Origin of the sequence: Ramlibacter montanisoli (genome assembly GCF_013087525.1) — a bacterium.
GTDB classification, from domain to species: Bacteria; Pseudomonadota; Gammaproteobacteria; order Burkholderiales; family Burkholderiaceae_C; genus Ramlibacter; species Ramlibacter montanisoli.
Genome location: NZ_JABFCS010000001.1, coordinates 2,955,262 through 2,976,730 on the forward strand (window position 1 = coordinate 2,955,262; position 21,469 = coordinate 2,976,730).

The window sequence follows — 21,469 nt, forward strand, 5'->3', positions numbered from 1 at the left end:
GGCGCGGCCGCGTTCAGGCGCCCAGTGCGTCCCGCACGCGGCACAGCTTGTCGTAGGCCTCGTTGGCGACCGCCTTCAGCGCCGGGTCGTCGTTGCCCGCGGTCAGCTGCAGGGGATCGGCGAACACCACGGCCACCTGGCCCGGTCCGTCCTCCCGCACCAGCACGTTGCAGGGCAGGAAGCGGCCGATGTCGGGATCGGCGGTGACCGCCCGTAGGCGAGCCCGGGGTTGCAGGCGCCGAGGATGCGGTAGGCGGGGATGTCCTTGCCGATCTTTTCGCGCAGGGCGGCCTGCACGTCGATCTGGCTCAGGATGCCGAAGCCTTCCTTCTTCAGCTCCTCGGTGACGCGTTCGAGCGCCTGCGGGAACTGCAGGGCGAGGCGGGACTGGATCAGGGACATGCGGCACTCCGGTGCAAAGGATTCAATCTATCCGATTATAGATTGTCGTGCTCGGCCCTCGCCGGACGCTCCGCCGCGTCGAGGCACTCTGCCAGGTAGGCCGCCGTCCGGCTGGCCTTCACCCGCGCGACCTGCTCAGGCGTCCCGGTGGCGACCACCTGCCCGCCCTGGACGCCCGCACCCGGCCCCATGTCGATCACCCAGTCGCTCTGCGCCACCACGCGCATCTCGTGCTCCACGACCACCACCGTGTTGCCCTCGTCCACCAGCTTCTGCAATTGCGCCATCAGGCGGTCCGCGTCGGCCGCGTGCAGGCCGGTGGTGGGCTCGTCCAGCACGTACAGCGTGTCGCCGCGGTGCGTGCGCTGCAGCTCGGTGGCCAGCTTGATGCGCTGGGCCTCGCCGCCCGACAGCTCGGTGGCCGGCTGGCCCAGGCGCAGGTAGCCCAGGCCGATGTCCAGCAGCACCTGCAGCGGGCGCAGTACCGCGGGTTCGTCGGCGAAGAAGTCCACCGCCTCCTCGACCGTCATGCCCAGCACCTCGGCGATGGTCTTGCCGTTCCAGCGGATCTCCAGCGTCTGTGCGTTGTAGCGCGCGCCGTGGCAATCCGGGCACGGCGCGTACACGCTGGGCATGAACAGCAGTTCGACCGAGACGAAGCCCTCGCCCTCGCAGGTATCGCAGCGGCCCTTGGGCACGTTGAAGGAGAAGCGGCCGGGATCGTAGCGGCGCTTGCGTGCCGCCGGCGTCGCCGCGAACAGCTTGCGCACGGCGTCGAACAGCCCGGTGTAGGTGGCCAGGTTGGAACGCGGCGTGCGGCCGATCGGCTTCTGGTCCACCTGCACCAGGCGGCGGATCTTGCCGGTGTCGCCGCCCAGCCGCCCCGACCAGGTGGCATCGCGCCCGCCGGGGTCGATCAGCTCGTCGGCCTCTTCCTCGCCGTCGGGCAGCTCGCTGCCCAGGTGCTGCGCCACCAGTTCCAGCAGGGCGCGCGTGACCAGGGTCGACTTGCCCGAACCGGAGACGCCGGTCACCGCGACGAGGCAGCCGAGCGGGAATTCGGCATGCAGGTCCCGCAGGTTGTTGCGCGTGACGCCTTCCAGCCGCAGCCAGCCGCGCGGCTGCCGCAGCGCCTTGCGCACCAGCGGCACCTCGCCGAACAGGTAGCGCCGCGTCTGCGATTCCGGCACCCGCGCCAGCCCCTGCGGCGGGCCGCTGTACAGGACGTGGCCGCCGCGCTCGCCCGCGGCCGGCCCCACGTCCACCAGCCAGTCCGCCTGGCGCATCAGCGAGAGGTCGTGCTCGACGACGTAGACGGTGTTGCCGCTGGCCTTCAGGCGCCGCAGCGCCGCCAGCAGCGCTTCGCCGTCGGCGGGATGCAGGCCGGCGGACGGTTCGTCCAGCACGTAGATCACGCCGAACAGCTGCGAGCCGAGCTGCGTCGCCAGCCGCAGCCGCTGCAACTCGCCCGGCGACAGAGTGGGCGTGCTGCGGTCAAGCGAGAGGTAGCCCAAGCCGAGGTCCACCAGCGTGTGCATGCGCGCCAGCAGGTCGTGTGCCAGGCGCTGCGCGGCGATGCGCTTTTCCTCCGAAACGCCGGAGGTGAGCCGGACGTCCGGCGCGCCGGCGTGCGAGGCACCGCCTTTGGCGACGCGCGCCTGCGTCGCCTGCTTCGAAGCCGCGCGCGACAGCTTGTTCCCCGCGGGCGCCACGTCCTGCAGCCGGCCCTCGGCGGCGGGTCGAAGGATGCGGACCACGTCCTCGATCGGCAGTTGCGAGAGCGCGCCGATGTCGTGGCCGGCGAAGGTCACCGACAGCGCCTCGGGTTTCAGGCGCTTGCCGGCGCACGCCGGGCAGGGCGTGCTGACCATGTAGTGAGACACGCGCTTCTTCATCATCGCGCTCTGCGTGCTGGCGAAGGTGTGCAGCACGTAGTTGCGCGCGCTGGTGAAGGTGCCCATGTAGGCCGGCTCGGTCTTGCTGCGCAGCGCCGCCTTCGTTTCCTTGGGCGTGAAACCGGGATAGACCGGCACTGTCGGCGTGTCGTCGGTGAACAGGATCCAGTCGCGCACCTTGCGCGGCAGCTCGCGCCAGGGCGTGTCCACGTCGTGGCCCAGCGTGACCAGGATGTCGCGCAGGTTCTGGCCGTGCCAGGCCGGCGGCCAGGCCGCGATGGCGCGCTCGCGGATCGTGAGCGAGTCGTCGGGCACCATCGACGCTTCGGTGGCGTCGTACACGCGGCCCTGCCCGTGGCAGTGCGGGCAGGCGCCCTGCGGCGTGTTGGGCGAGAAGTCCTCCGCATACAGCATGGGCTGGCCGGGCGGGTAGTGGCCGACGCGCGAATAGAGCATGCGCAGCAGGCTCGACAGCGTGGTGACGCTGCCCACCGAGGAGCGGGTGCTGGGTGCGCCGCGCTGCTGCTGCAGGGCGACCGCCGGCGGCAACCCGTCGATGGAGTCGACATCGGGGACGCCGGCCTGGTCGATCAGCCGGCGCGCATACGGCGACACCGATTCGAGGTAGCGGCGCTGCGCCTCCGCATAGATGGTGCCGAAGGCCAGCGAGGACTTGCCCGAACCGGAGACGCCGCTGAACACGACGAGCGCGTCGCGCGGCACGTCGACGTCGACCTCCTGCAGGTTGTGCTCGCGGGCGCCCCGCACGCGCACGAAGCCGCGCTCGCGGAACGGGGCTGTTTCTTCCCGCGCGGCCGGGCCGCCGTCGCGGTTGCTGCGTTCTTTTCCCATGCTCGTTCCACGGTAGCGGCCCCGGGCGCGCCAGGGCCGTGGGATGAGTCGGAAAGTACTGTAGGGAAGCGCTCCCCTAAGATGAGGCCATGCCTGCGTTACCCCTACCCGTTTCCCGCCGCCCCATCCACACCCGCAGGATCGCCTTCGAAGGCTTCCTGCGCGACGACGGACTGTGGGACATCGACTGCGAACTGAGCGACACCAAGGCCGAAGCCACCCACATGCGTGAGCGCGGCCTGCTGCCGCCCGGCGAGCCCGTGCACCTGTTGCGCGTTCGCCTGACGCTCGACGACAGCCTGACCATCCGCGCAGTGCAGACCGCGGCCGTGAACGCACCTTTCCAGGAATGCCAGGCACCGGCCGGCGAGCCCATGCAGAAGCTGGTGGGCCTGACCATGGGGCCGGGCTGGCGCAGGATGATCGAGGGCGCGATCGGCGGCGTGGCCGGTTGCACGCACCTGCGCGAACTGGTGTTCAACGCCGCCACGGCCGCCTACCAGATGATCCCGCACTACCGCGCCGTGCAGCGCGGCCAGAAGGACGACAGCGCCACGCCCGACGGCAAGCCGCCCTTCTACATGGGCCAGTGCATGACCTGGGCCTTCGACGGGCCGGTGGTGCAGCGGCTGGCGCCGGTGTTCTACCGCCCGCCGGAGCGCGTCAAGAAGACCGGGTGAGCAACCTCGCCCGTGCGAGCAGGAGCTCGCGCTCGCGGCCGTTGCCCGCCAGCGCGGCGGCTTCCAGGAAGGCCGCGCGCGCCTCCGCAGAGCGCCCGAGCCGCGCCAGCAGGTCGCCGCGCACGCTGGGCAGCCACTGGTAGCGGCGCAGCGCGGGTTCCTGCGCCAGCCGGTCCACGATGGCCAGTCCGGCCGCCGGCCCTTCCGCCATGGACACCGCGACCGCGCGGTTGAGTTCGATCACCGGCGAAGGCGACTGCGCCGCCAGCTCGCCGTACAAGGCGGCGATGCGGGCCCAGTCGGTCTCCGGCGCGCTGCGGGCGCGCGCGTGGCAGGCGGCGATGGCGGCCTGCATCACGTACATGCCGCTGCCTCCGAGCGCCTGCGCCCTTTCCAGGGCGGCCAGCCCGCGGTGCACCAGCAAAGCGTCCCAGCGCTTGCGGTCCTGGTCGGCCAGCAGGATGGGACGGCCTTGCGCGTCGGTACGGGCAGCCATGCGCGAGGACTGCAGTTCCATCAGCGCCAGCAGGCCGTGCACCTCCGGCTCGCGCGGCGCGATCTCGGCCAGCATGCGGCCCAGGCGCAGCGCCTCGTTGGCCAGTTCCGGCCGCATCCAGTCCTCGCCCGCCGTCGCGGTGTAGCCCTCGTTGAAGACGAGGTAGACCACTTCCAGCACGGAGGCCAGCCGCTCCTGCAGTTCCTCGCCGTGCGGCACTTCGTAGGGCAGCCTCGCATCGCTCAAGGTCCGCTTGGCCCGCACGATGCGCTGCGCGATGGTGGGCTCGGGCACCAGGTAGGCGCGCGCGATCTCGTGGGTGGTGAGTCCGCCCAGCAGGCGCAATGTGAGCGCCACCCGCGCCTCGGTGGACAGCACCGGGTGGCAGGCGGTGAAGATCAGCCGCAGCAGGTCGTCGCCGATGTCGTCCTGGCGCGCCGCGTCCAGCGCATCGACGAAGTCCGGCACGAACAGCGCTTCCTGCGCTTCCAGGTCGCTGCCCACTTCGGCCAGCTTCTCGCCCTGCATCTTGCCGCGCCGCAGGTGGTCCAGCGCCTTGCGCTTGGCGGTGGTCATGAGCCAGGCCCCCGGCTTGTCCGGGATGCCGTCGCGCGGCCAGTGCTCCAGCGCGGCGACCAGCGCGTCCTGCGCCAGTTCCTCGGCGACCCCGACGTCGCGCACCATCCGGGCCAGCACCGCGACGATGCGCGCGGCATCGAGGCGCCAGACGGCGGCGATGGCCTGGTGGGTCGCCGAATGCATGTTCCCCTAGGCCTGCGGCGGCGCCGCGTTGGGGTCCATCCACACCAGCTCCCAGACGTGGCCGTCCGGGTCCTCGAAGCCGTGGCCGTACATGAAGCCGTGGTCCTGCGGCGCGTTGGGAGCGGTGCCGCCGGCGGCCAGTGCCTTCTTCACCAGGGCGTCGACCTCGGCGCGGCTGTCGCACGAGAGGCAGACCAGCACCTCGGTGGACTTGCGCGCGTCGGCGACCGGCTTCTTGGTGAAGGTCTGGAAGAAGGGCTCGACCAGCAGCATGGCGAAGATGTCCTCGCTGATCACCATGCAGGCGCCCTGCTCGTTGGTGAACTGCGGGTTGAAGGAGAAACCGAGCGCGGCGAAAAAGGCCTTGGAGCGCTCCATGTCCTTGATCGGCAGGTTGACGAAGATCTTGCGGGCCATGCTGCGCTCCTACTTCACGCCGATCTGGTTGAAGCGGTCCTTCGTCTCCTGCTGCAGCAAGGCGTCGAAGTCCTCCATCTCGTACAGCTGGCGCACCTCGATGTGGCAGGAGACGCCTTCGCCGATCGGATTCGGGAAGCGCTTGGACCACTCCAGCGCTTCCTCGCGCGTGCGCGTCTGGATCAGGGTGTAGCCGGCGATCAGTTCCTTGCTTTCGGTGAAGGGGCCGTCGACGATGCTGCGCTTGCTGCCCTCGTACTGCACGCGCCAGCCCTTGCTGCTCGGTTGCAGGCCCGAGGCATCGAGCAGCGCACCGGCGCGCGCCAGTTCCTCGTGGAAGGCCGCCATGGCCTGGAACAGCGGCTCGGGATTGGGCGGGAAGCGGCCGGCCTCGCTGTCGGGCGTGGCCTTGACGATGATCATGAAACGCATGGGGTGCTCCTTTGCGGGTGAGGGGAGGCCGGCACGTCCTTTCGCCGGCTCCTGTCTTCACGACGAGCGAGGGGCGGCCGAATCGACAGCCGCCGGGCCGGGAGAAACCCCTAGACGTAACAAGGTGCGGTTTCGCGCACCTCGACGGTGGCCCATTCGGCGGCGGGGCAGCGGCTGGCGATGGCCAGTGCTTCCTCGCGCGTCTTCACGTCCAGCAGGAAGAAGCCGCCGACCATTTCCTTGGCTTCGGCGAAGGGGCCGTCCAGCACCTGCGCCTTGCCGCCACGCACCTGTACGCGGGCGCCCTTCTGCTGCGAGGCGAGCGACTCGACCGCGAGCAGCTTGTCCTGCTGCTTCAGTTCGCGCGAGAAGTCCACCATGCGCTGGAACACGGCTTCGCCCTCGGCGCGCGTGCGGGTGCCGCGCTGCGCCGGGTCTTCGAGGATGAGGAGCATGTAGGCCATGCGGCGGATGATAGGGGCCGCGCGGCGGCGGTCAATCGACGAAGAAGTCGGGGATGAACTTGCGGTTGCCGGGCGTGACGGCGTAGCGGTCCAGGTCCGTCTGCCCGTGCGCGGCCAGCAGCGTGTCGTCGATGTGGAAGTTGCCGCTGTTCTTCGCGTCGCGCGTGTCGGAGGTGAGGATCAGGTACGCCGCGTCGGCCAGGATCTCCGGCTTGCGGCAGGCGCCGAGGTCCACGCCCGGGATCATCTGCAGGGCCGCGGTCGCGATCGCCGTGCGCGGCCACAGGCTGTTGACGGCGATGCCGAAGGGGCGGAACTCGCCCGCATGGCCCAGCGTGCACATGCTCATGCCGTACTTGGCCATGGTGTAGGCGGTGTGGGGCGCGAACCAGTGCGCCTTCATCGACAGCGGCGGCGACATGTTCAGCACGTGCGGGTTGCGGCCGGCCGCGGCCGACTTCTTCAGCTCCGGCAGGCAGGCCTGGGTGCACAGGTAGGTGCCGCGCGCGTTGATCTGGTTCATCAGGTCGTAGCGCTTCATCGGCGTGTGTTCGGTGTCCGTCAGGCTGATCGCGCTGGCGTTGTTCACCAGGATGTCGATGCCGCCGAAGGTCATGACCGCCTGTTGCACGGCGGCGAGCACCGCCTCTTCCTCCCGGATGTCCACCTGCAGCGGCAGCGCCTGGCCGCCGGCGGCGCGCACCTCCTCGGCGGCGCTGTAGATCGTGCCGGGCAGCTTGGGGTTGGGCTCCGAGGTCTTCGCGGCGATGACGATGTTGGCGCCGTCGGCGGCGGCCCGCCTGGCAATGGCCAGGCCGATGCCGCGCGAGGCGCCGGTGATGAAGAGGGTCTTGCCTTTCAGGTCCATGATCGCTCAGACCTTGGAGAAGTCCGGCTTGCGCTTTTCCATGAAGGCCGTGAAGGCCTCCCTGGCCGCCGGGGCCGTCAGCATGCGGCGGAAGCTCTCGCCTTCGTCGGCCATCTGCTGCAGCACCGCGGCCTGCTGCGACTTCTTCATCAGCCTTTTGGTTTCCACCAGGCTGGTGATGGGCTTGGCGGCGAGCTTGCGCGCCTGCGCGTTGGCGTAGCCGTTCACTTCGGTCGGCGGCAGCACGCGGTTGACCAGGCCGACTTCGAGGGCCGCCTCGGCCATGAAGGGCTCGCCCAGCATCAGTGCCTCGGCCGCGCGGTGGTAGCCCAGCATCTGCGGCACCAGCAGGCTGGACGCCGCCTCGGGGCACAGGCCCAGGTTCACGAAGGGCATGGAGAAAGCCGCGTTGTCGCCGGCGTAGACCAGGTCGCAGTGGAACAGCATGGTCGTGCCCACGCCGACCGCGGGCCCGCTGACGGCGGCCAGCAGCGGCTTGGGAAAGCCGGCGATGCCGCGCAGGAAGCGGAACACCGGCGAGTCCTCCCCGGCCGGCGGCTTGTCCAGGAAGTCGCCGATGTCGTTGCCGGCGCAGAACACCGTCTCGTGGCCCTGGATCAGCACCACGCGCACGGCCGCATCGTCCTTGGCGCGGGCGAGCGCGTCGGCGAGGGCACCGTACATGTCGGAGGTGAGGGAATTCTTGCGCGCCACGCGGTTCAGCGTGATGGTCATCACGCCGGCTTCGGCGTGGACGAGGATGTCCTGGGTCATTCTTTCTCCGGAGTCGATTGATCTTTCCAGTGTCACCGCGGAACCGGCTTTGCCGGGCCGCTGGTGGCGCCCCCTTGAGGGGAGGCGGCCGCAGGCCGCTTCGGGGGTGGGTCATCCCAGTGCTTCCTTGACGAAATCGAGTCGGTCTTGCCCCCAGAACATCTGGTCGCCGACGAAGAAGGTGGGGGCGCCGAAGGCGCCGCGTGCGACGGCTTCCTGCGTGACGACCTTGAGCTCATCCTTCACGGCGGGGTCCTGCGCGAGCGCAAGCAGCTTCTCGGGGTCGAAGCCCGCCTGCTGCAGCACGCCGGCCACCGTGGCGGGGTCGTTCATGTTCTTGCCGTCCACCCAGATGGCGCGGTACACGGCGTCCACGTAAGGCACCATGCGCTGCGGCTCGCGCATCTGCAGGCCCAGCGCGCCGCGCATCAGCGTCAGCGTGTTGATCGGGAAGTGCGGGTTGTGCCGGAAGGGCACGCCGTAGCGCCTGGCGAAGCGCTGCAGGTCGTCCTGCATGTACTGGCCCTTGGCGGGGACTTCCATCGGCGAGCGGTTGCCGGTCGCCTGGAACACGCCGCCCAGCAGGAAGGGGCGGTACTCGATCTCGCAGCCGGCCTGCTGCACGATCTTCGGCAACTGGGTCCAGGCCAGGTAGGCAGCGGGACTGCCCACATCGAAATAGAACTCGACGGCGCGGGTCATCAGAATTTCTCCATCCAGGGTCGCAGGTCCAGCTCGTGGGTCCACGCATCGCGCGGCTGCGTGTGCAGCATCCAGTAGCTCTCCGCGATGTGCTCGGGGTTGAGGATACCGTCCTGCTCCTTCAGCGCATAGCGCTCGGGGAAGTTCTCCCGGATGAAGGCGGTGTCGATCGCGCCGTCCACGACCACGTGGGCGACGTGGATGCCGCGCGGGCCGAGCTCGCGCGCCATGCTCTGCGCCAGCGCCCGCAGCGCCGCCTTGGCTCCCGCGAAGGCGGCGAAGTTGGCCGAGCCGCGGAGTGACGCCGTGGCGCCGGTGAACAGCATGGTGCCCTTGCCGCGCGGCGCCATGCAGCGCGCCGCCTTGCGGGCGGTGAGGAAGCCGGCGAAGCAGGCCATCTCCCACACCTTGAAGTACCTGCGCGCCGTCTCTTCCATGATGCTGCTGGGGACGTTGGCGCCGATGTTGAAGACGAAGACCTCGATCGGCCCGATGCGCGTCTCGATGTCGTCGAACAAGGCATCGACCTCGTCCTCCTTGCGTGCGTCCGAGCCGAAGCCGTGCGCCTGGCCGCCGGCCGCGCGGATCTCGTCCACCAGCGGCTGCAGCTTGTCGGCGCTGCGGCGCGTGGCGCACACCGTGTAGCCGCCGCGGGCGAAGCGCTTGGCGATCGCGCCGCCGGTGGCGTCGCCCGCGCCTACGACCACGGCGACGGGAGCCGCGGGTTGTGCCGCCATGGCATCACTCCTTGTAGTACATGACCTGGTGCGTGGTGGCCAGCAGCTCGCCCTGCTCGCTCCACAGCTGGCCGGTGTGGTCGAAGTATCCGCTGCCGAAGCCCTGGCCGCGCGCCTGCGCCAGCAGGTAGCCGGCGCCCGCCGCCTGCAGCTGGGCTGCACCGGCGTGGAAGTACACCGTCATGGACACCGTGCCCAGCGGCGTCTGGCGCGCGCGCCGCAGCCAGATGCGCGGGAAGAACACGTCGCACAGCGCGGCCAGCGAGGCGAAGTCCAGCGGCCGCGGCGGATCGTCGCGCACCCACAGGCGGCTGAGGCTGTCGGAGGCGCCCTGGCCGTCCCAGTCGCGCGGGATCATGCCGAGCAGGAAGCGCATCTCGTAGCGTTCCAGCCAGGCGACGCCACGGCGCGTGACACGGGCGACGTCCTGCGGCCGCGGCGCCTCCGGCATGGGCAGCTCGTGGCCGCCCCAGGTGGGGCGGCGCAGGGCAGTCAGCGCCGTGCCGGTGGCGACGACTTCCTCGCCCTGCAGCATCTCGATGATCCAGTGCTGGGTGGAGCGGTTGGTGCGCGCCGGCCGGGCGCGGATGGCGAAACCGCCGTCGGCCACCGCCGCCGCGAAGTTGACCGTGAACGCCACCGGGTCGCCGAGCCGCTGCGGGTGCTGCAGCACGGCGTTCAGGCACTGGGCGGCGGTGATGCCGCCGTAAGGGCCGATGAAGTTCGCGTAGGGCAGGCTGGTGCGGCCCCTGGAAAGCGCCGTCGTCGTCCGGCTGCAGCGCGATCGCCGCGTCGAAGGGATGGGTGCTCATGCGGCGGCGGAACTGGCGGGGGCGGCGAGGCCGCGCAACCAATCGGCCATGCGCGGCCACAGCGCGTCCTCGTGCTCGGCGCGGAAGGGACCGAAGTGGCCGATGCGCCGCACGGACAGTTCGGCCGGCGCGATGCGCTGCACCTGCCGCGGCGCGTTCTCGTACAGGTCGACGAGGCTGTGCGTGCCCTGCAGCGTCATCAGCTCGTCGTCCGTGATCGACAGCGCCAGCACCGGGAAGCGGGCGCGCGCATAGGACTGGCGGGCCAGCTCGCCCTCGGCGCCCACGCTGTAGCGCGGGTGGAGGCACCACTTGCGCCACTGCAGCACCACGCCGGCCGGCAGGTCGCCGACCTTGCGCAGCCGGCGGCCGGGGAAGTAGCCGCAGACGCGCGTGGCCAGCGGCACCAGCACGAACCAGAACCAGGGCACGACACGCCTGAGTTGCGGCGCGTTCTCGCGCCAGTAGCCGCTGCCGGCGGCGATGCTCAGGAGGCCGCTGACCTTGTGCTGGTTGGCCAGCAGCCCTGGCAGCTGCGCGCCCAGGCTGTGGCCGACGAGGTAGAGGGGAGCGCCGGGCAGGGCCGCATGCGCGTGGTCGATGGCGGCTTCGTAGTCGCGCGTCCAGTCGAACAGGTCGGCCCGGAAGCCGCGCAAGTTCGGCGGCGCGGAATCGCCGGAGCCCCGGTAGTCGAAGGTGATGACGCGCCAGCCCTGGCGTGCGAGCCATTGGGCAAAGCCGGCATAGAACTCCTGCCGCACGCCCATGGCCCCGCCGATGACGACGCTGCCTTCGACCACGCCGTCCGGTTCATGCACGCGGGCGGCGATGCGCACGCCGTCCGCCGCGGTCAAGGTGATCCGCTCCATGCTCGCTCCTCTGCATCTACTCCCTCCCCCTCCGGGGAAGGTTGGGGTGGGGGCGCCGGCCGCACCCAGGGAATCAAACCCGCTCGAAAATCCCCGCCGCCCCCTGTCCCATGCCCACGCACATCGTGACCATGCCGTACTTCAGATTCTTGCGGCGCAGCGCGTGCACCACTGTCGCCGAGCGGATAGCCCCGGTCGCACCCAGGGGATGGCCCAGCGCGATCGCGCCGCCCATGGGGTTGACCTTGCCCACGTCGAGCCCCAGGGTCTCGATCACGGCGAGCGACTGCGCGGCGAAGGCCTCGTTCAGCTCGATCCAGTCGATGGCGTCCTGCTTCAGCCCCGCGTTCTTCAGCGCGGCCGGGATCGCCTCGATCGGGCCGATGCCCATGATGTGCGGCGGCACGCCGCGGCTGGCGTAGCTGACGAAGCGCGCGAGCGGTTGCAGGCCGAAGCGCTTGATCGCCGCCTCGCTGGCCAGGATCAGCGCGCCGGCGCCGTCGGAAGTCTGCGAGCTGTTGCCCGCGGTCACGCTGCCGCGCGCGGCGAACACCGGCTTGAGCTTGGCCAGCGTGTCCACCGTGGTGTCCGGACGCGCGCCTTCGTCGAGGTTGACCTTGCGGGTGGCGATGGCAACTTCGGCGGATTCCAGGTCCAGCGAACGCTCGGCCACTTCCACTTCGGTCATCTCGGCGGCGAACTCGCCCGCCTTCATGGCGGCGATGGCCTTCATGTGCGAGCGGTAGGCGAACTCGTCCTGCGCGTCGCGCGAGACCTTCCACTGGCGCGCCACCTTCTCGGCGGTCAGGCCCATGCCGTAGGCGATGCCGTAGCTTTCGATGTCGTCGGGATTGAGAAGATGGTGGGCGACAGCGAGGGCGTGTTGCCCATCATGGGCACCATGCTCATGCTCTCGGTGCCGGCGGCGATCATCACGTCGGCCTCGCCGACGCGGATGCGGTCCGCGGCCATCTGCACCGCGGCCAGGCCGGAAGCGCAGAAGCGGTTGACGGTGATGCCACCGACGCTCTTGGGCAGGCCCGCGAGCACCGCGCCGATGCGCGCGACGTTCAGGCCCTGCGGGCCTTCGGGAATCGCGCAGCCGCAGATGATGTCCTCGACGGCATGCGGATCGAGGCCGGGGACCTGCGCCATCGCCGACCTGAGCACGGTGGCCAGCAGGTCATCGGGCCGCATGTTGCGGAAGAAGCCACGGTGCGAGCGCCCGATGGGGGAACGGGTGGCGGCGACGATGTAGGCGTCCTGGATTTGTTTGCTCATGTCTGGTTCTCTCTGTCTTGCTCCCTCTCCCGCTTGCGGGAGAGGGTTGGGGTGAGGGTCTCCGCGAATTGCCGGATCCTTTCCATCACCGCGTCCGTCTCTTGCAACACTTCGTGGTCCCAGAAGCGCAGGGTCTCGAAACCGAGCTGCTTCATCTCTTCGGTCCTTTTCGCGTCGTAGGCGATCTGGTCCAGGTGCTGCCCACCATCGAGTTCGATGACGAGCCCGATTTCCAGGCAGGCGAAATCGGCGACGTACTTGCCGATGGGACGCTGACGGCGGAACTTCAGGTCGAGCAGTTGGCGGTTGCGCAGGCGGAACCACAGGATGGTCTCGGCGTCCGTCGAGGTCTTGCGCAACTCACGCGCCCTCACCCCGGCCCTCTCCCGCAAGCGGGAGAGGGAGGGAGAGGAGGCCTCCGACGTTTTCACCAGCTCAATTCCTCACCGGCTTCCCCGTACTCAGCATCCCCAAAATCCGCTCCTGCGTCTTCGGGTGCTGCACCAGCGCGCAGAAGGCCTGGCGCTCCAGCGTCATCAGGTATTCCTCGGTCACCAGCGTGTTGGCATCCACGTCGCCGCCCGTCACGACATTCGCGATCAGCGAGGCGATGTGGAAGTCGTGGGCGCTGGCGAAGCCGCCGTCGCGCAGGTTGACCAGCTGGCCCTGGATGGTCGCTTTCGCGTTGCGTCCCGCGACCGGGAACATGCGCCTGTGCGGCGGGCGGTAGCCGGCGTCGTACATGCACTTCGCCTGCTGCACGGCGACGTACAGAAGTTCGTCCTTGTTCGGCACGATGATGTCGCTGTCCAGCAGGTAGCCCAGCTTGCGCGACTCGATCGCGCTGGTGCCCACCTTGGCCATGGCCGCGGCGGTGAAGCCCTCGGTCAGGAACTTCAGCAGGTCCTTGTCGGTACTGGCCACGGAGTTCTCCGCGGCGCGGCGCGCGATGTAGGTCAGGCCGCCCGCGCCCGGCACCAGGCCGACGCCGACTTCCACCAGGCCGATGTAGCTTTCCATCGCCACCACGCGTTTCGCCGAATACAGCCCCAGCTCGCAGCCGCCGCCCAGCGCCAGCCCGCGGATCGCGGACACCACCGGCACGCTCGCATAGCGCAGGCGCAGCATGGTCTGCTGCATGAAGCCTTCCGCATCCTCGATCGCCGCCACACCGACGGCGATGAAGGCCGGCAGCGTGGACTCCAGGTCGGCGCCGGCACTGAAGGGCTCGTCGCCCGACCACACCACCATGCCCTGGTAGTCCTTCTCGGCCAGTTCCACCGCCTGCTGCAGGCCTTCGCAGACCTCCGGGCTGATGGTGTGCATCTTGGTCTTCAGGCTGGCGATCAGGACCTCGTTGTCCAGCGTCCAGAGACGGATGTTCTTGTCCTCGTGCAGCGTGGTGCCCGCGGTCTCGAACCGCGCACCCGCTTCGCCGCGCAGCAGCTCGGGGAAGAGCTGGCGCTCGTACACCGGCAGCACGCGGCGCGGCTCGAACTTGCCCGTCGCCGGATTGAAGGAGCCATGCTCCGTGTGCACGCCACCCGCTTCGGCCACCGGGCCCTTGAACACCCACGCGGGCAGCGGCGCCTTGGACAGCGCCTTGCCCTGCTCGATGTCTTCCTGGATCCACTGCGCCACCTGCAGCCAGCCCGCTTCCTGCCACAGCTCGAAGGGGCCCTGCTTCATGCCGAAGCCCCAGCGCATCGCCTGGTCGACGTCGCGTGCGGTCTCGGCGATGGTGGCCAGGTGCACGGCGGCGTAGTGGAAGCCGTTGCGCAGGATGGACCAGAGGAACTGGCCCTGCGGCCCGGTCGCATTGCGCAGCAGCTTCAGCCGTTCCGCCGCCGGCTTCTTCAGCATGCGCGCGTAGACCTCGTCGCCCTTCTCGCCGGCCGGCACGTACTCGCCGCTTTCCAGCTCGAAGCGCAGGATGTCGCGCCCGGCCTTCTTGTAGAAGCCGGCCTTGGTCTTCTGCCCGAGGTTGCCCAGCTCCAGCAGCTTCTTCAGCACCTCGGGGGTGGCGAAGCTGCCGTAGAAGGGATCGGTGTCCGCCGACAGCGTGTCCTGCAGCGTCTTGATGACGTGCGCCATGGTGTCCAGGCCGACCACGTCCGCCGTGCGGAAGGTGCCGCTGGACGCGCGCCCCATCTTCTTGCCGGTGAGGTCGTCCACCACGTCGAAGGAAAGGCCGAACTTCTCGACCTCGCGCATGGTCCCCAGCATGCCGGCGATGCCGACGCGGTTGGCGATGAAGTTGGGCGTGTCCTTGGCGCGCACCACGCCCTTGCCCAGGCCGCTGGTGACGAAGGTCTCCAGCTGGTCGAGGATCAGCGGATTCGTCGTCGGCGTGGCGATCAGCTCCACCAGGTACATGTAGCGCGGCGGATTGAAGAAGTGGATGCCGCAGAAGCGCGGCTTCAGCTTCTCGGGGAGGGCCTCCGACAGCCTGGTGATCGACAGGCCCGAGGTGTTGGACGCGACGATCGCGTGCGCAGCAACGTGTGGCGCGATCTTCTTGTAGAGGTCCAGCTTCCAGTCCATGCGCTCGGCGATCGCCTCGATCACCAGGTCGCATTCGCCCAGCAGCCCCATGTGCTCCTCGTAGTTCGCCTGCTGGATCAGCGAAGCGTCCTCGGGCACGCCCAGCGGCGAGGGCTTGAGCTTCTTCAGGTTGTCGACGGCCCTGGTGACCACGCCGTTCTTGGGCCCCTCCTTGGCGGGCAGGTCGAACAGCACCACCGGCACCTTGACGTTCACCAGGTGCGCGGCGATCTGCGCGCCCATCACGCCGGCGCCCAGCACGGCCACCTTCTTCACCGGGAATCGGTTCATCGTTCTTGCCTTCCCTTCGCCTGCGGCCGGCACCGAGCCGGCCGGACGTTCGTCGCGGTCTTTGTACATGGCTTTCACTGGATCAGGTTACTTCACGCGCACCCAGGTCTGGGTGCGGCCGAAGGGGCCGAAGGAGCCGCGCATCTCGAGCTTCTGCCCGCCTTCGATGGGGTGAGCCGCGCCTTGTACTCGCGCCCGTTCTCCGGGTCGAGCACCTTGCCGCCTTCCCACACCTCCTTGCCCTCCGCCTTGTGGATGCCGCGCAGGATCTCCATGCCCTCGATCGGCTTGTCCTTGCGGTCGTCGTCGCACTTCTCGCACACCGGGTTGGGCTTGCTGCTCTTGAGCAGCTTCTCGATGCGGCCGGTCAGCACGCCGTTGCTCTCGCTGATGCGGATCTCGGCCTTGGCATCGCCGGTCTTGTCGTCGATGCTGCGCCAGGTGCCGATGGGAGTCATCTGCGCGAAGGCGGAGGAAGCCGCCAGCGCCAGCGTCAGGACGATCGCCCGCTTCATGCCAGCGCCGCGTCCGTGTCCAGCAGGTTCTTGACGCCCGAGCGCGCCGTGCGCATCAGCGTGGCCGTCTCCGGGAACAGGCGCGCGAAGTAGAAGCGCGCCGTCTGCAGCTTGGCCTGGTAGAAGGGGTCGGTGTTGCCCGCTTCGATCTGCCGCAGCGCCACCTGCGCCATGCGGGCCCAGAAGTAGCCGAACACCAAGTGGCCCAGCACGCGCAGGTAGTCGGTGGCGGCGCCGCCCACTTCGTCGGCGTTCTGGAAGCCCTTGAAGCCGATCTCGGTGGTGAACTTGGTGATCTGGTCGCCCAGCATCGCCACCGGGTTGATGAACTCCGCCATCTTCTCGTTCACGCCTTCTTCTTCCACCAGCTGCGCCACCAGCTTGCCGAACTTCTTCAGCGTGGCGCCGTTGTTGCCCAGCACCTGCGGCCCAGCAGGTCCAGAGACTGCACGGTGTTCGTGCCTTCGTAGATCATGTTGATGCGGTTGTCCCGCACGAACTGCTCCATCCCCCATTCCTTGATGTAGCCGTGGCCGCCGAACACCTGCAGGCAGGCGTTGGTGGCGACATGGCCGTTGTCGGTGAGGAAAGCCTTCACGATCGGCGTGAGCAGGGCGACGATCTCGCCGCACTCGGCGCGCACCTTCTCGTCGGGGTGGTAGAGCTCCTTGTCCAGCAGCATCGTGCAATAGATCGCCATCGCGCGGCCACCTTCGGCATAAGCCTTGGCGGTCAGCAGCATCTTGCGCACGTCGGGGTGCACGATGATCGGATCGGCCGGCTTGTCCTTGGCCTTGGGGCCGGACAGCGAACGCATCTGGATCCGGTCCTTGGCATAGGCCAGCGCGTTCTGGTAGGCCACTTCCGTGAGGCCCAGCGACTGGTTGCCCACGCCCAGGCGGGCGGCGTTCATCATCACGAACATCGCCGGCAGCCCCTTGTTCGGCTCGCCCACCAGCGTGCCCACGGCGCCTTCCAGCACCAGCTGCGCGGTGGCGTTGCCGTGGATGCCCATCTTGTGCTCCAGGCCGCCGCAGTAAATGCCGTTGCGCTCGCCCATGGAGCCGTCGGCCTTCACCTTGAACTTGGGCACCAGGAACAGCGAGATGCCCTTGCTGCCCTGCGGCGCATCCGGCAGGCGCGCCAGCACCAGGTGGATGATGTTCTCCGCCATGTCGTGTTCGCCGGCTGAGATGAAGATCTTGTTGCCCGTGAGCTTGTAGCTGCCGTCGGCCTGCGGCTCGGCCTTGGTGCGCAGCAGGCCAAGGTCGGTGCCGCAATGCGGCTCGGTCAGGCACATGGTGCCGGTCCACTCGCCGCTCACCAGCTTGGGCAGGAACAGCTTCTTCTGCTCCTCGGTGCCGTGCGCGTGCAGCGCCTCGTAGGCGCCGTGCGACAGGCCCGGGTACATGGTCCAGGCCTGGTTGGCACTGTTCAGCATTTCGTAGAAGCACTGGTTCAGCACGAAAGGCAGGCCCTGGCCGCCGAACTCGGGGTCGCAGGACAGCGCCGGCCAGCCGCCTTCGACGTACTTGGCATAGGCGTCCTTGAATCCGGTCGGCGTGGTCACCTCGTGCGTCTTCGGATCGAGCTTGCAGCCTTGTTCGTCGCCCGTGATGTTCAGCGGGAAGGTGACTTCCGCGGCGAACTTGCCGCCCTCTTCCAGCACGGCGTTGATGGTCTCGGCGTCGATGTCCGCGTGCTTGGGGCAGGCCTTGAGTTCCGCGACGGCGTCGAACACCTCGTGGATGACGAACTGCATGTCGCGCAGGGGCGGCGTGTACGTGGGCATCTTCTCTTTACTCCTTGGCGGCCTTGGCGGCGCGTGCGGGTTTGGTGGACTTGGGGAAGCCGCGGCGCCGTAGCGCCGCAGGATGTTTTCGAAGCCCGCGTTGGCGCGGGCGATGGAGCCGGGGTTCTTCAGGAAGCGCGCCTCGTAGTGCAGCGCGAGGATCAGGCCGTGGATCTCGAACAGCATCTGCTCCTCGTCGGTCGCGGCGTCGAGGTGCCCTTCCTGCTTGGCCAGGTTGATCGCGCGCTTCATGCCCGCGTGCCAGGTCTGCACCGACCAGGCCAGCGCGTCGCGCACGGGGCCGGGGCGGTCGTCGAATTCGACGGCGCCGCTGATGTAGATGCAGCCCGAGTCCAGTTCGACCGAGGTGCGCTGCATCCAGTTGGCGAACATCGCGCGCAGCCGCGGCAGGCCGCGCGGCTCGCTCAGCGCGGGATAGAACACCTCCTGCTCGAAGCGCTGGTGGTACTCGCGGATCACGGAGATCTGCAGTTCCTCGCGCGAGCCGAAGTGGGCGAACACGCCCGACTTGCTCATCTGCGTGACCTCGGCGAGCGCGCCGATCGACAGGCCTTCCAGCCCGATCTGCGTGGCCAGGCCCAGCGCGGCATCGACGATGGCGGCCTTGGTCTGCTGGCCCTTCTGCAAGGCCTTGCCCTCGCGGGCGCGGCCGGGCTTCACGGGCAGTTCGGTGACGGACATCTGAGGGTGGAAAATAAAACGAACGATCGTTCTATTCTGCAGCATTTCGGGCGCCGCGGGTTTGGGGCGGGCCCCTAGACGCCGGCCGGACACGCAAAAGGGCCTGGACGGCAGAATCGCGCCATGCCCGCCCACTCCCTCCCGCGCCGCGTCGCCGCCCTGGCCGTGCTCCTGCTGCCGCTGGCCGGTGCCGCGCAGCCCGCCGCACCCCTGGTGGCCGCGGCCGGCCGGGGCGACCTGGCCGCCGTGCGCCGGCTGGCCGAGGCCGGGACCGCCATCGAGCAGCGCGACGAGCGCGGCCGCACGGCCCTGCTGGCCGCCACCGACGGCAACCACCTGGAGGTGGCGCGCTACCTGATCGCGCGCGGCGCCAACGTCAACGCGCAGGACCAGCAGCAGGACAGCGCACACCTGCTGGCCGGCGCGCGCGGTTTCACGGAGATCCTGCGCGCCACGCTGGCCGCCGGCGCGGACTTCACGGTGCGCAACCGCTTCGGCGGCAATGCGCTGATCCCGGCCTGCGAGCGCGGGCACGTGGACACCGTGCAGTTGCTGCTCACCACGCGCATCCCCGTCGACCACGTGAACAACCTGGGCTGGACCTGCCTGCTGGAAGCGGTGATCCTGGGCGACGGCGGCGAGCGCCACCAGCGCATCGTCCAGATGGTGGTGGCGCACGGGGCGAACGTGAACCTGGCCGACCGCGACGGCGTGACGCCGCTGCAGCACGCGCAGCGCAAGGGGCAGGCGGAGGTGGCGCGCATCCTGCGCGCCGCCGGCGCGCGCTGAGGAGCCGGGCGGCTTCAGCGCGGCAGCGAGGCGATCGCGGTGAGCAGCTGCTCGGGCGAGAAGGGCTTGGTCAGGTGCAGGTCGAAGCCGGCGTCCATCGCCTTGCGCCTGTCCTCCTCCTGGCCCCAGCCGGTCGCCGCGACCAGCAGCGTGCCGCGTCCCCAGGGCTGGGCCCGCACCTGGCGCGCGACCTCGTAGCCGTTCAGGCCGGGCATGCCGATGTCCAGCACCATCACGTGCGGGCGCACGCGCGCCGCAAGCTCCGCGGCCGCCGTACCGTCATTGGCGACGTGCACTTCATGCTCCGCCATGCGCAGCAGTTCCGCGAGCACCTCCACCGCGTCCACGTTGTCGTCGGCCAGCAGCACGACACGCCCGCTGCCGTTGGCTTCCGGGGGCGCGGCGGGCTGCGCGCCGGCTTCATCCTCGGCACGCGGCGCGTTTGGCAGGCGCACCTCGAAGCGGCTGCCGGCGCCGATGCCGGGGCTGGAGGCGCAGATGCTGCCGCCGTGCAGTTCCACCAGGCCCTTGGCCAGGGCGAGGCCGATGCCCAGGCCGCCCTCGGACCGCTCCAGCGCCGACTGCTCCTGCGCGAACATCGCGAACACGTTCTCCAGTGCCTCGGCGCTCATGCCGATGCCGCTGTCGGTCACCGCGAACAGGATGTTGGCGCCGTCGCTGCCCACCTCGAGCCGGACCTGCCCGCCGGGATCGGTGTACTTGCACGCGTTGTTCAGCAGGTTGGACAGCACCTGCGCCAGTCGCACCGGGTCGGCATGCACCCATTGCTGCGGCTGCTCCATCGCTGCGGTGAGGGTGTGCCGCTTGGCCTCGGCGGCCGGCGTGGCGGCCTCGATGGCGGTGTCCACGACCGACTGCACGCGCACCCATTCGGGCTTGAGCACCAGCCGCCGCTGCGTGATGCGCGCGACGTCGATCAGGTCGTCCAGCAGCCGCGACATGTGCGACACCTGGCGGCCGACGATCTCCACCGCGCGCGTGCGCGTGTGCTCGGCCACGCCGGGCATGGACAGCAGGTGCACCGCGGTGCGGATCGGCGCCAGCGGGTTGCGCAGCTCGTGCGCCAGCGTCGCCAGGAATTCGTCCTTCTGCCGGTCGGCCGCCTGCAGCGCCTGCGCGGCGCGCCGCGCCTCCTCGATGTCGCTGGTGGTGCCGAACCAGCGCAGCACGCGGCCGCCGCTGTCCTTCTGCGGGACGGCGCGCGTGAGGAACCAGCGCCAGCTGCCGTCGGCGTGGCGCAGGCGGTGCTCCACGCTCCACTCCTGGCCGCTGGCACGGGCCGCCTTCCAGGTCTCCCACATGCGCGGCGCATCCTCGGGATGCAGCGCGTCGGCCCAGCCGTAGACCAGGGCGCGCACCTCCTCCTGCCCCGTGAAGGCCTGCCACTGCGAATTGAAGCGTTCCAGCTTGCCGGAAGGCGACGCCTGCCAGGCGATGGCCGGGATGCTGTTGGAGAACGCCAGCAGCGCCTGCTGCGCGCGGTGCTGCTCGGTGACGTCGTGCCCATAGGTGAAGATGCCGTACACGCGCCCCTGCGAGTCCAGCAGCGGCTGGTAGACGAAGTCGACGAAGGCCTCCACCTGCGGCCCGCCGACCTCCTTGTCCATCAGGACCCGGGCCGAGAGGGCCCACGTAGGGACGGCCGTTGCGATACACGTCGTCCAGCAGGGCCAGGTAACCCTGCTCCACCACCTCCGGCAGCGCGTCGCGCACGCGCCTGCCGAGCAACTGCCGGTGGCCGACAAGATCCAGGTAGGCGGGATTCACCACCTCGTACACGTGCTCCGGGCCGGTGCTGACGCAGAGGAAGCCCGGCGCCTGCTGGAACAGCGCCTGCAGCCTTTCCTGTTCGGCGCGCTGGTGGCGCTCCGCCAGCACGGTCGCCGTGGTTTCCGCGCAGGCGCAATAGAAGCCTGCCGTGCGGCCGGCCTCGTCGACCACCGGCGAATAGGAGAAGGTGAACCAGGTGTCCTCTTCCTCGCCCTTGCGCTGCATGCGCAGCGGCAGGTTCTCCATGAAGAAGGTCTCGCCCGCCAGCGCCCGCTGCACGAAGGGCATGATGTCCGTGAGGATGTCGTACCAGACCTGGCGGAAAGGCGCGCCCAGGCTCGCCGGATGCTTGCGGCCCAGGATCTCCGCGTAGCCGTCGTTGTAGAGCATCTCCAGCTGCGGGCCCCAGGCAACGAACATGGGGAAGCCGGAGCCCAGCATCAGGTTCACCACCGAACGCAGCGACTGCGGCCACTGCTGTGGGGCCCCCACGTCGGTGCCCGCCCAGTCGTGCGCGCGCATCAACCGGGCCATGGCCGAGTTGCCCGCGAGGAACGCGGGTGGCAGCTCTTCTTGCATGCGCCCGAGTGTATGCAGCAGCC

The 21,469-nt window shown here is 69.5% G+C and carries 16 protein-coding genes and 6 pseudogenes; 2 read left to right on the top strand and 20 right to left on the bottom strand.

The features are described from left to right. Positions 1-13: 13 nt before the first annotated feature. Together HK415_RS27595 and uvrA are read right to left on the bottom strand one after the other, a co-directional pair. Positions 14-402 (bottom strand): annotated as a pseudogene (locus tag HK415_RS27595) (DUF302 domain-containing protein). A 35-nt stretch (positions 403-437) separates the two neighbouring features. Then, complete coding sequence (uvrA, locus tag HK415_RS14520) at positions 438-3,149, bottom strand: excinuclease ABC subunit UvrA (RefSeq protein WP_171560479.1); 2,712 nt, start codon at positions 3,147-3,149, stop codon at positions 438-440. An 89-nt stretch (positions 3,150-3,238) separates the two neighbouring features. Between uvrA and HK415_RS14525 the strand changes: the two genes are divergently transcribed. Continuing rightward, the gene (locus tag HK415_RS14525; protein WP_171560484.1) at positions 3,239-3,829 is read left to right on the top strand and encodes a DUF2889 domain-containing protein; all 591 of its coding nucleotides are present in this window, start codon (positions 3,239-3,241) and stop codon (positions 3,827-3,829) included. Here the strand turns inward: HK415_RS14525 and HK415_RS14530 are convergent. The 16 genes and pseudogenes from HK415_RS14530 to HK415_RS27150 all read right to left on the bottom strand — a co-directional run. Beyond that, positions 3,813-5,087, bottom strand: a complete 1,275-nt coding sequence (locus HK415_RS14530; RefSeq protein ID WP_171560488.1) for an RNA polymerase sigma factor — start codon at positions 5,085-5,087, stop codon at positions 3,813-3,815. The two genes, HK415_RS14525 and HK415_RS14530, sit on opposite strands and share 17 nt — an antisense overlap. A gap of 6 nt (positions 5,088-5,093) precedes the next feature. Further along, complete coding sequence (locus tag HK415_RS14535; protein ID WP_171560491.1) at positions 5,094-5,504, bottom strand: VOC family protein; 411 nt, start codon at positions 5,502-5,504, stop codon at positions 5,094-5,096. 9 nt (positions 5,505-5,513) lie between these two features. Further along, the gene (locus HK415_RS14540) at positions 5,514-5,936 is read right to left on the bottom strand and encodes a YciI family protein (RefSeq protein ID WP_171560494.1); all 423 of its coding nucleotides are present in this window, start codon (positions 5,934-5,936) and stop codon (positions 5,514-5,516) included. 110 nt (positions 5,937-6,046) lie between these two features. Continuing rightward, positions 6,047-6,400: a YciI family protein gene (locus HK415_RS14545; RefSeq protein ID WP_171560498.1), complete on the bottom strand. Its 354-nt coding sequence runs from the start codon at positions 6,398-6,400 to the stop codon at positions 6,047-6,049. Positions 6,401-6,431: 31 nt separating this feature from the next. Then, on the bottom strand, positions 6,432-7,268 hold the full coding sequence (locus HK415_RS14550; protein WP_171560501.1) for an SDR family oxidoreductase: 837 nt from the start codon (positions 7,266-7,268) through the stop codon (positions 6,432-6,434). Between the two features lie 6 nt (positions 7,269-7,274). Next, entirely contained in the window at positions 7,275-8,042 is a 768-nt protein-coding gene (locus HK415_RS14555) for an enoyl-CoA hydratase (protein WP_171560505.1), read from the bottom strand. Between the two features lie 111 nt (positions 8,043-8,153). Next, positions 8,154-8,744, bottom strand: a complete 591-nt coding sequence (locus HK415_RS14560) for a 2-hydroxychromene-2-carboxylate isomerase (protein WP_171560508.1) — start codon at positions 8,742-8,744, stop codon at positions 8,154-8,156. Then, complete coding sequence (locus HK415_RS14565; RefSeq protein ID WP_171560512.1) at positions 8,744-9,481, bottom strand: SDR family oxidoreductase; 738 nt, start codon at positions 9,479-9,481, stop codon at positions 8,744-8,746. Before HK415_RS14565 ends, HK415_RS14560 begins: the two co-directional genes overlap by 1 nt. Positions 9,482-9,485: 4 nt before the next feature. Further along, positions 9,486-10,154 carry an acyl-CoA thioesterase gene (locus tag HK415_RS14570; RefSeq protein WP_309246702.1) on the bottom strand — a complete coding sequence of 223 codons (669 nt, stop codon included), beginning with the start codon at positions 10,152-10,154 and terminating at the stop codon, positions 9,486-9,488. Between the two features lie 135 nt (positions 10,155-10,289). Next, complete coding sequence (locus HK415_RS14575) at positions 10,290-11,162, bottom strand: alpha/beta hydrolase family protein (protein WP_171560515.1); 873 nt, start codon at positions 11,160-11,162, stop codon at positions 10,290-10,292. Positions 11,163-11,235: 73 nt separating this feature from the next. Further along, a pseudogene (locus tag HK415_RS14580) lies at positions 11,236-12,443 on the bottom strand (acetyl-CoA C-acyltransferase). Further along, on the bottom strand, positions 12,440-12,874 hold the full coding sequence (locus HK415_RS14585; RefSeq protein ID WP_216369802.1) for an endonuclease domain-containing protein: 435 nt from the start codon (positions 12,872-12,874) through the stop codon (positions 12,440-12,442). The pseudogene HK415_RS14580 and the gene HK415_RS14585 overlap by 4 nt, the downstream one beginning before the upstream one ends. A 4-nt stretch (positions 12,875-12,878) precedes the next feature. Next, entirely contained in the window at positions 12,879-15,278 is a 2,400-nt protein-coding gene (locus HK415_RS14590; RefSeq protein WP_171560518.1) for a 3-hydroxyacyl-CoA dehydrogenase/enoyl-CoA hydratase family protein, read from the bottom strand. An 87-nt stretch (positions 15,279-15,365) separates the two neighbouring features. Continuing rightward, positions 15,366-15,793, bottom strand: a pseudogene (locus HK415_RS14595) (DUF2147 domain-containing protein). Further along, a pseudogene (locus HK415_RS14600) lies at positions 15,790-17,585 on the bottom strand (acyl-CoA dehydrogenase C-terminal domain-containing protein). The pseudogenes HK415_RS14595 and HK415_RS14600 overlap by 4 nt, the downstream one beginning before the upstream one ends. 108 nt (positions 17,586-17,693) lie before the next feature. Continuing rightward, positions 17,694-18,332 (bottom strand): annotated as a pseudogene (locus tag HK415_RS27150) (TetR/AcrR family transcriptional regulator); the annotation flags it as partial. A 78-nt stretch (positions 18,333-18,410) separates the two neighbouring features. Here HK415_RS27150 and HK415_RS14610 point away from each other — a divergent pair. Beyond that, positions 18,411-19,076 (top strand): ankyrin repeat domain-containing protein, encoded by a 666-nt coding sequence (locus tag HK415_RS14610; protein WP_171560522.1) that lies wholly within the window; start codon positions 18,411-18,413, stop codon positions 19,074-19,076. Positions 19,077-19,090: 14 nt separating this feature from the next. Here HK415_RS14610 and HK415_RS14615 read toward each other — a convergent pair whose 3' ends face one another. Both HK415_RS14615 and HK415_RS27155 read right to left on the bottom strand, forming a co-directional pair. After that, positions 19,091-20,704 (bottom strand): hybrid sensor histidine kinase/response regulator, encoded by a 1,614-nt coding sequence (locus HK415_RS14615; RefSeq protein ID WP_171560526.1) that lies wholly within the window; start codon positions 20,702-20,704, stop codon positions 19,091-19,093. A gap of 331 nt (positions 20,705-21,035) precedes the next feature. After that, positions 21,036-21,446 (bottom strand): annotated as a pseudogene (locus tag HK415_RS27155) (PAS domain-containing protein); the annotation flags it as partial. Between the last annotated feature and the right edge of the window lie 23 nt (positions 21,447-21,469).

What these genes read in the sequence shown, in the direction of transcription:
- HK415_RS14525 (WP_171560484.1), top strand. Translation starts at nt 3,239, where the DNA reads ATGCCTGCGTTACCCCTACCCGTTTCCCGCCGCCCCATCCACACCCGC.
- HK415_RS14530 (WP_171560488.1), bottom strand. Translation starts at nt 5,087, where the DNA reads ATGCATTCGGCGACCCACCAGGCCATCGCCGCCGTCTGGCGCCTCGAT.
- HK415_RS14575 (WP_171560515.1), bottom strand. Translation starts at nt 11,162, where the DNA reads ATGGAGCGGATCACCTTGACCGCGGCGGACGGCGTGCGCATCGCCGCC.
- HK415_RS14615 (WP_171560526.1), bottom strand. Translation starts at nt 20,704, where the DNA reads ATGGACAAGGAGGTCGGCGGGCCGCAGGTGGAGGCCTTCGTCGACTTC.
- uvrA (WP_171560479.1), bottom strand. Translation starts at nt 3,149, where the DNA reads ATGGGAAAAGAACGCAGCAACCGCGACGGCGGCCCGGCCGCGCGGGAA.
- HK415_RS14560 (WP_171560508.1), bottom strand. Translation starts at nt 8,744, where the DNA reads ATGACCCGCGCCGTCGAGTTCTATTTCGATGTGGGCAGTCCCGCTGCC.
- HK415_RS14565 (WP_171560512.1), bottom strand. Translation starts at nt 9,481, where the DNA reads ATGGCGGCACAACCCGCGGCTCCCGTCGCCGTGGTCGTAGGCGCGGGC.
- HK415_RS14610 (WP_171560522.1), top strand. Translation starts at nt 18,411, where the DNA reads ATGCCCGCCCACTCCCTCCCGCGCCGCGTCGCCGCCCTGGCCGTGCTC.
- HK415_RS14535 (WP_171560491.1), bottom strand. Translation starts at nt 5,504, where the DNA reads ATGGCCCGCAAGATCTTCGTCAACCTGCCGATCAAGGACATGGAGCGC.
- HK415_RS14590 (WP_171560518.1), bottom strand. Translation starts at nt 15,278, where the DNA reads ATGAACCGATTCCCGGTGAAGAAGGTGGCCGTGCTGGGCGCCGGCGTG.
- HK415_RS14545 (WP_171560498.1), bottom strand. Translation starts at nt 6,400, where the DNA reads ATGGCCTACATGCTCCTCATCCTCGAAGACCCGGCGCAGCGCGGCACC.
- HK415_RS14540 (WP_171560494.1), bottom strand. Translation starts at nt 5,936, where the DNA reads ATGCGTTTCATGATCATCGTCAAGGCCACGCCCGACAGCGAGGCCGGC.
- HK415_RS14550 (WP_171560501.1), bottom strand. Translation starts at nt 7,268, where the DNA reads ATGGACCTGAAAGGCAAGACCCTCTTCATCACCGGCGCCTCGCGCGGC.
- HK415_RS14555 (WP_171560505.1), bottom strand. Translation starts at nt 8,042, where the DNA reads ATGACCCAGGACATCCTCGTCCACGCCGAAGCCGGCGTGATGACCATC.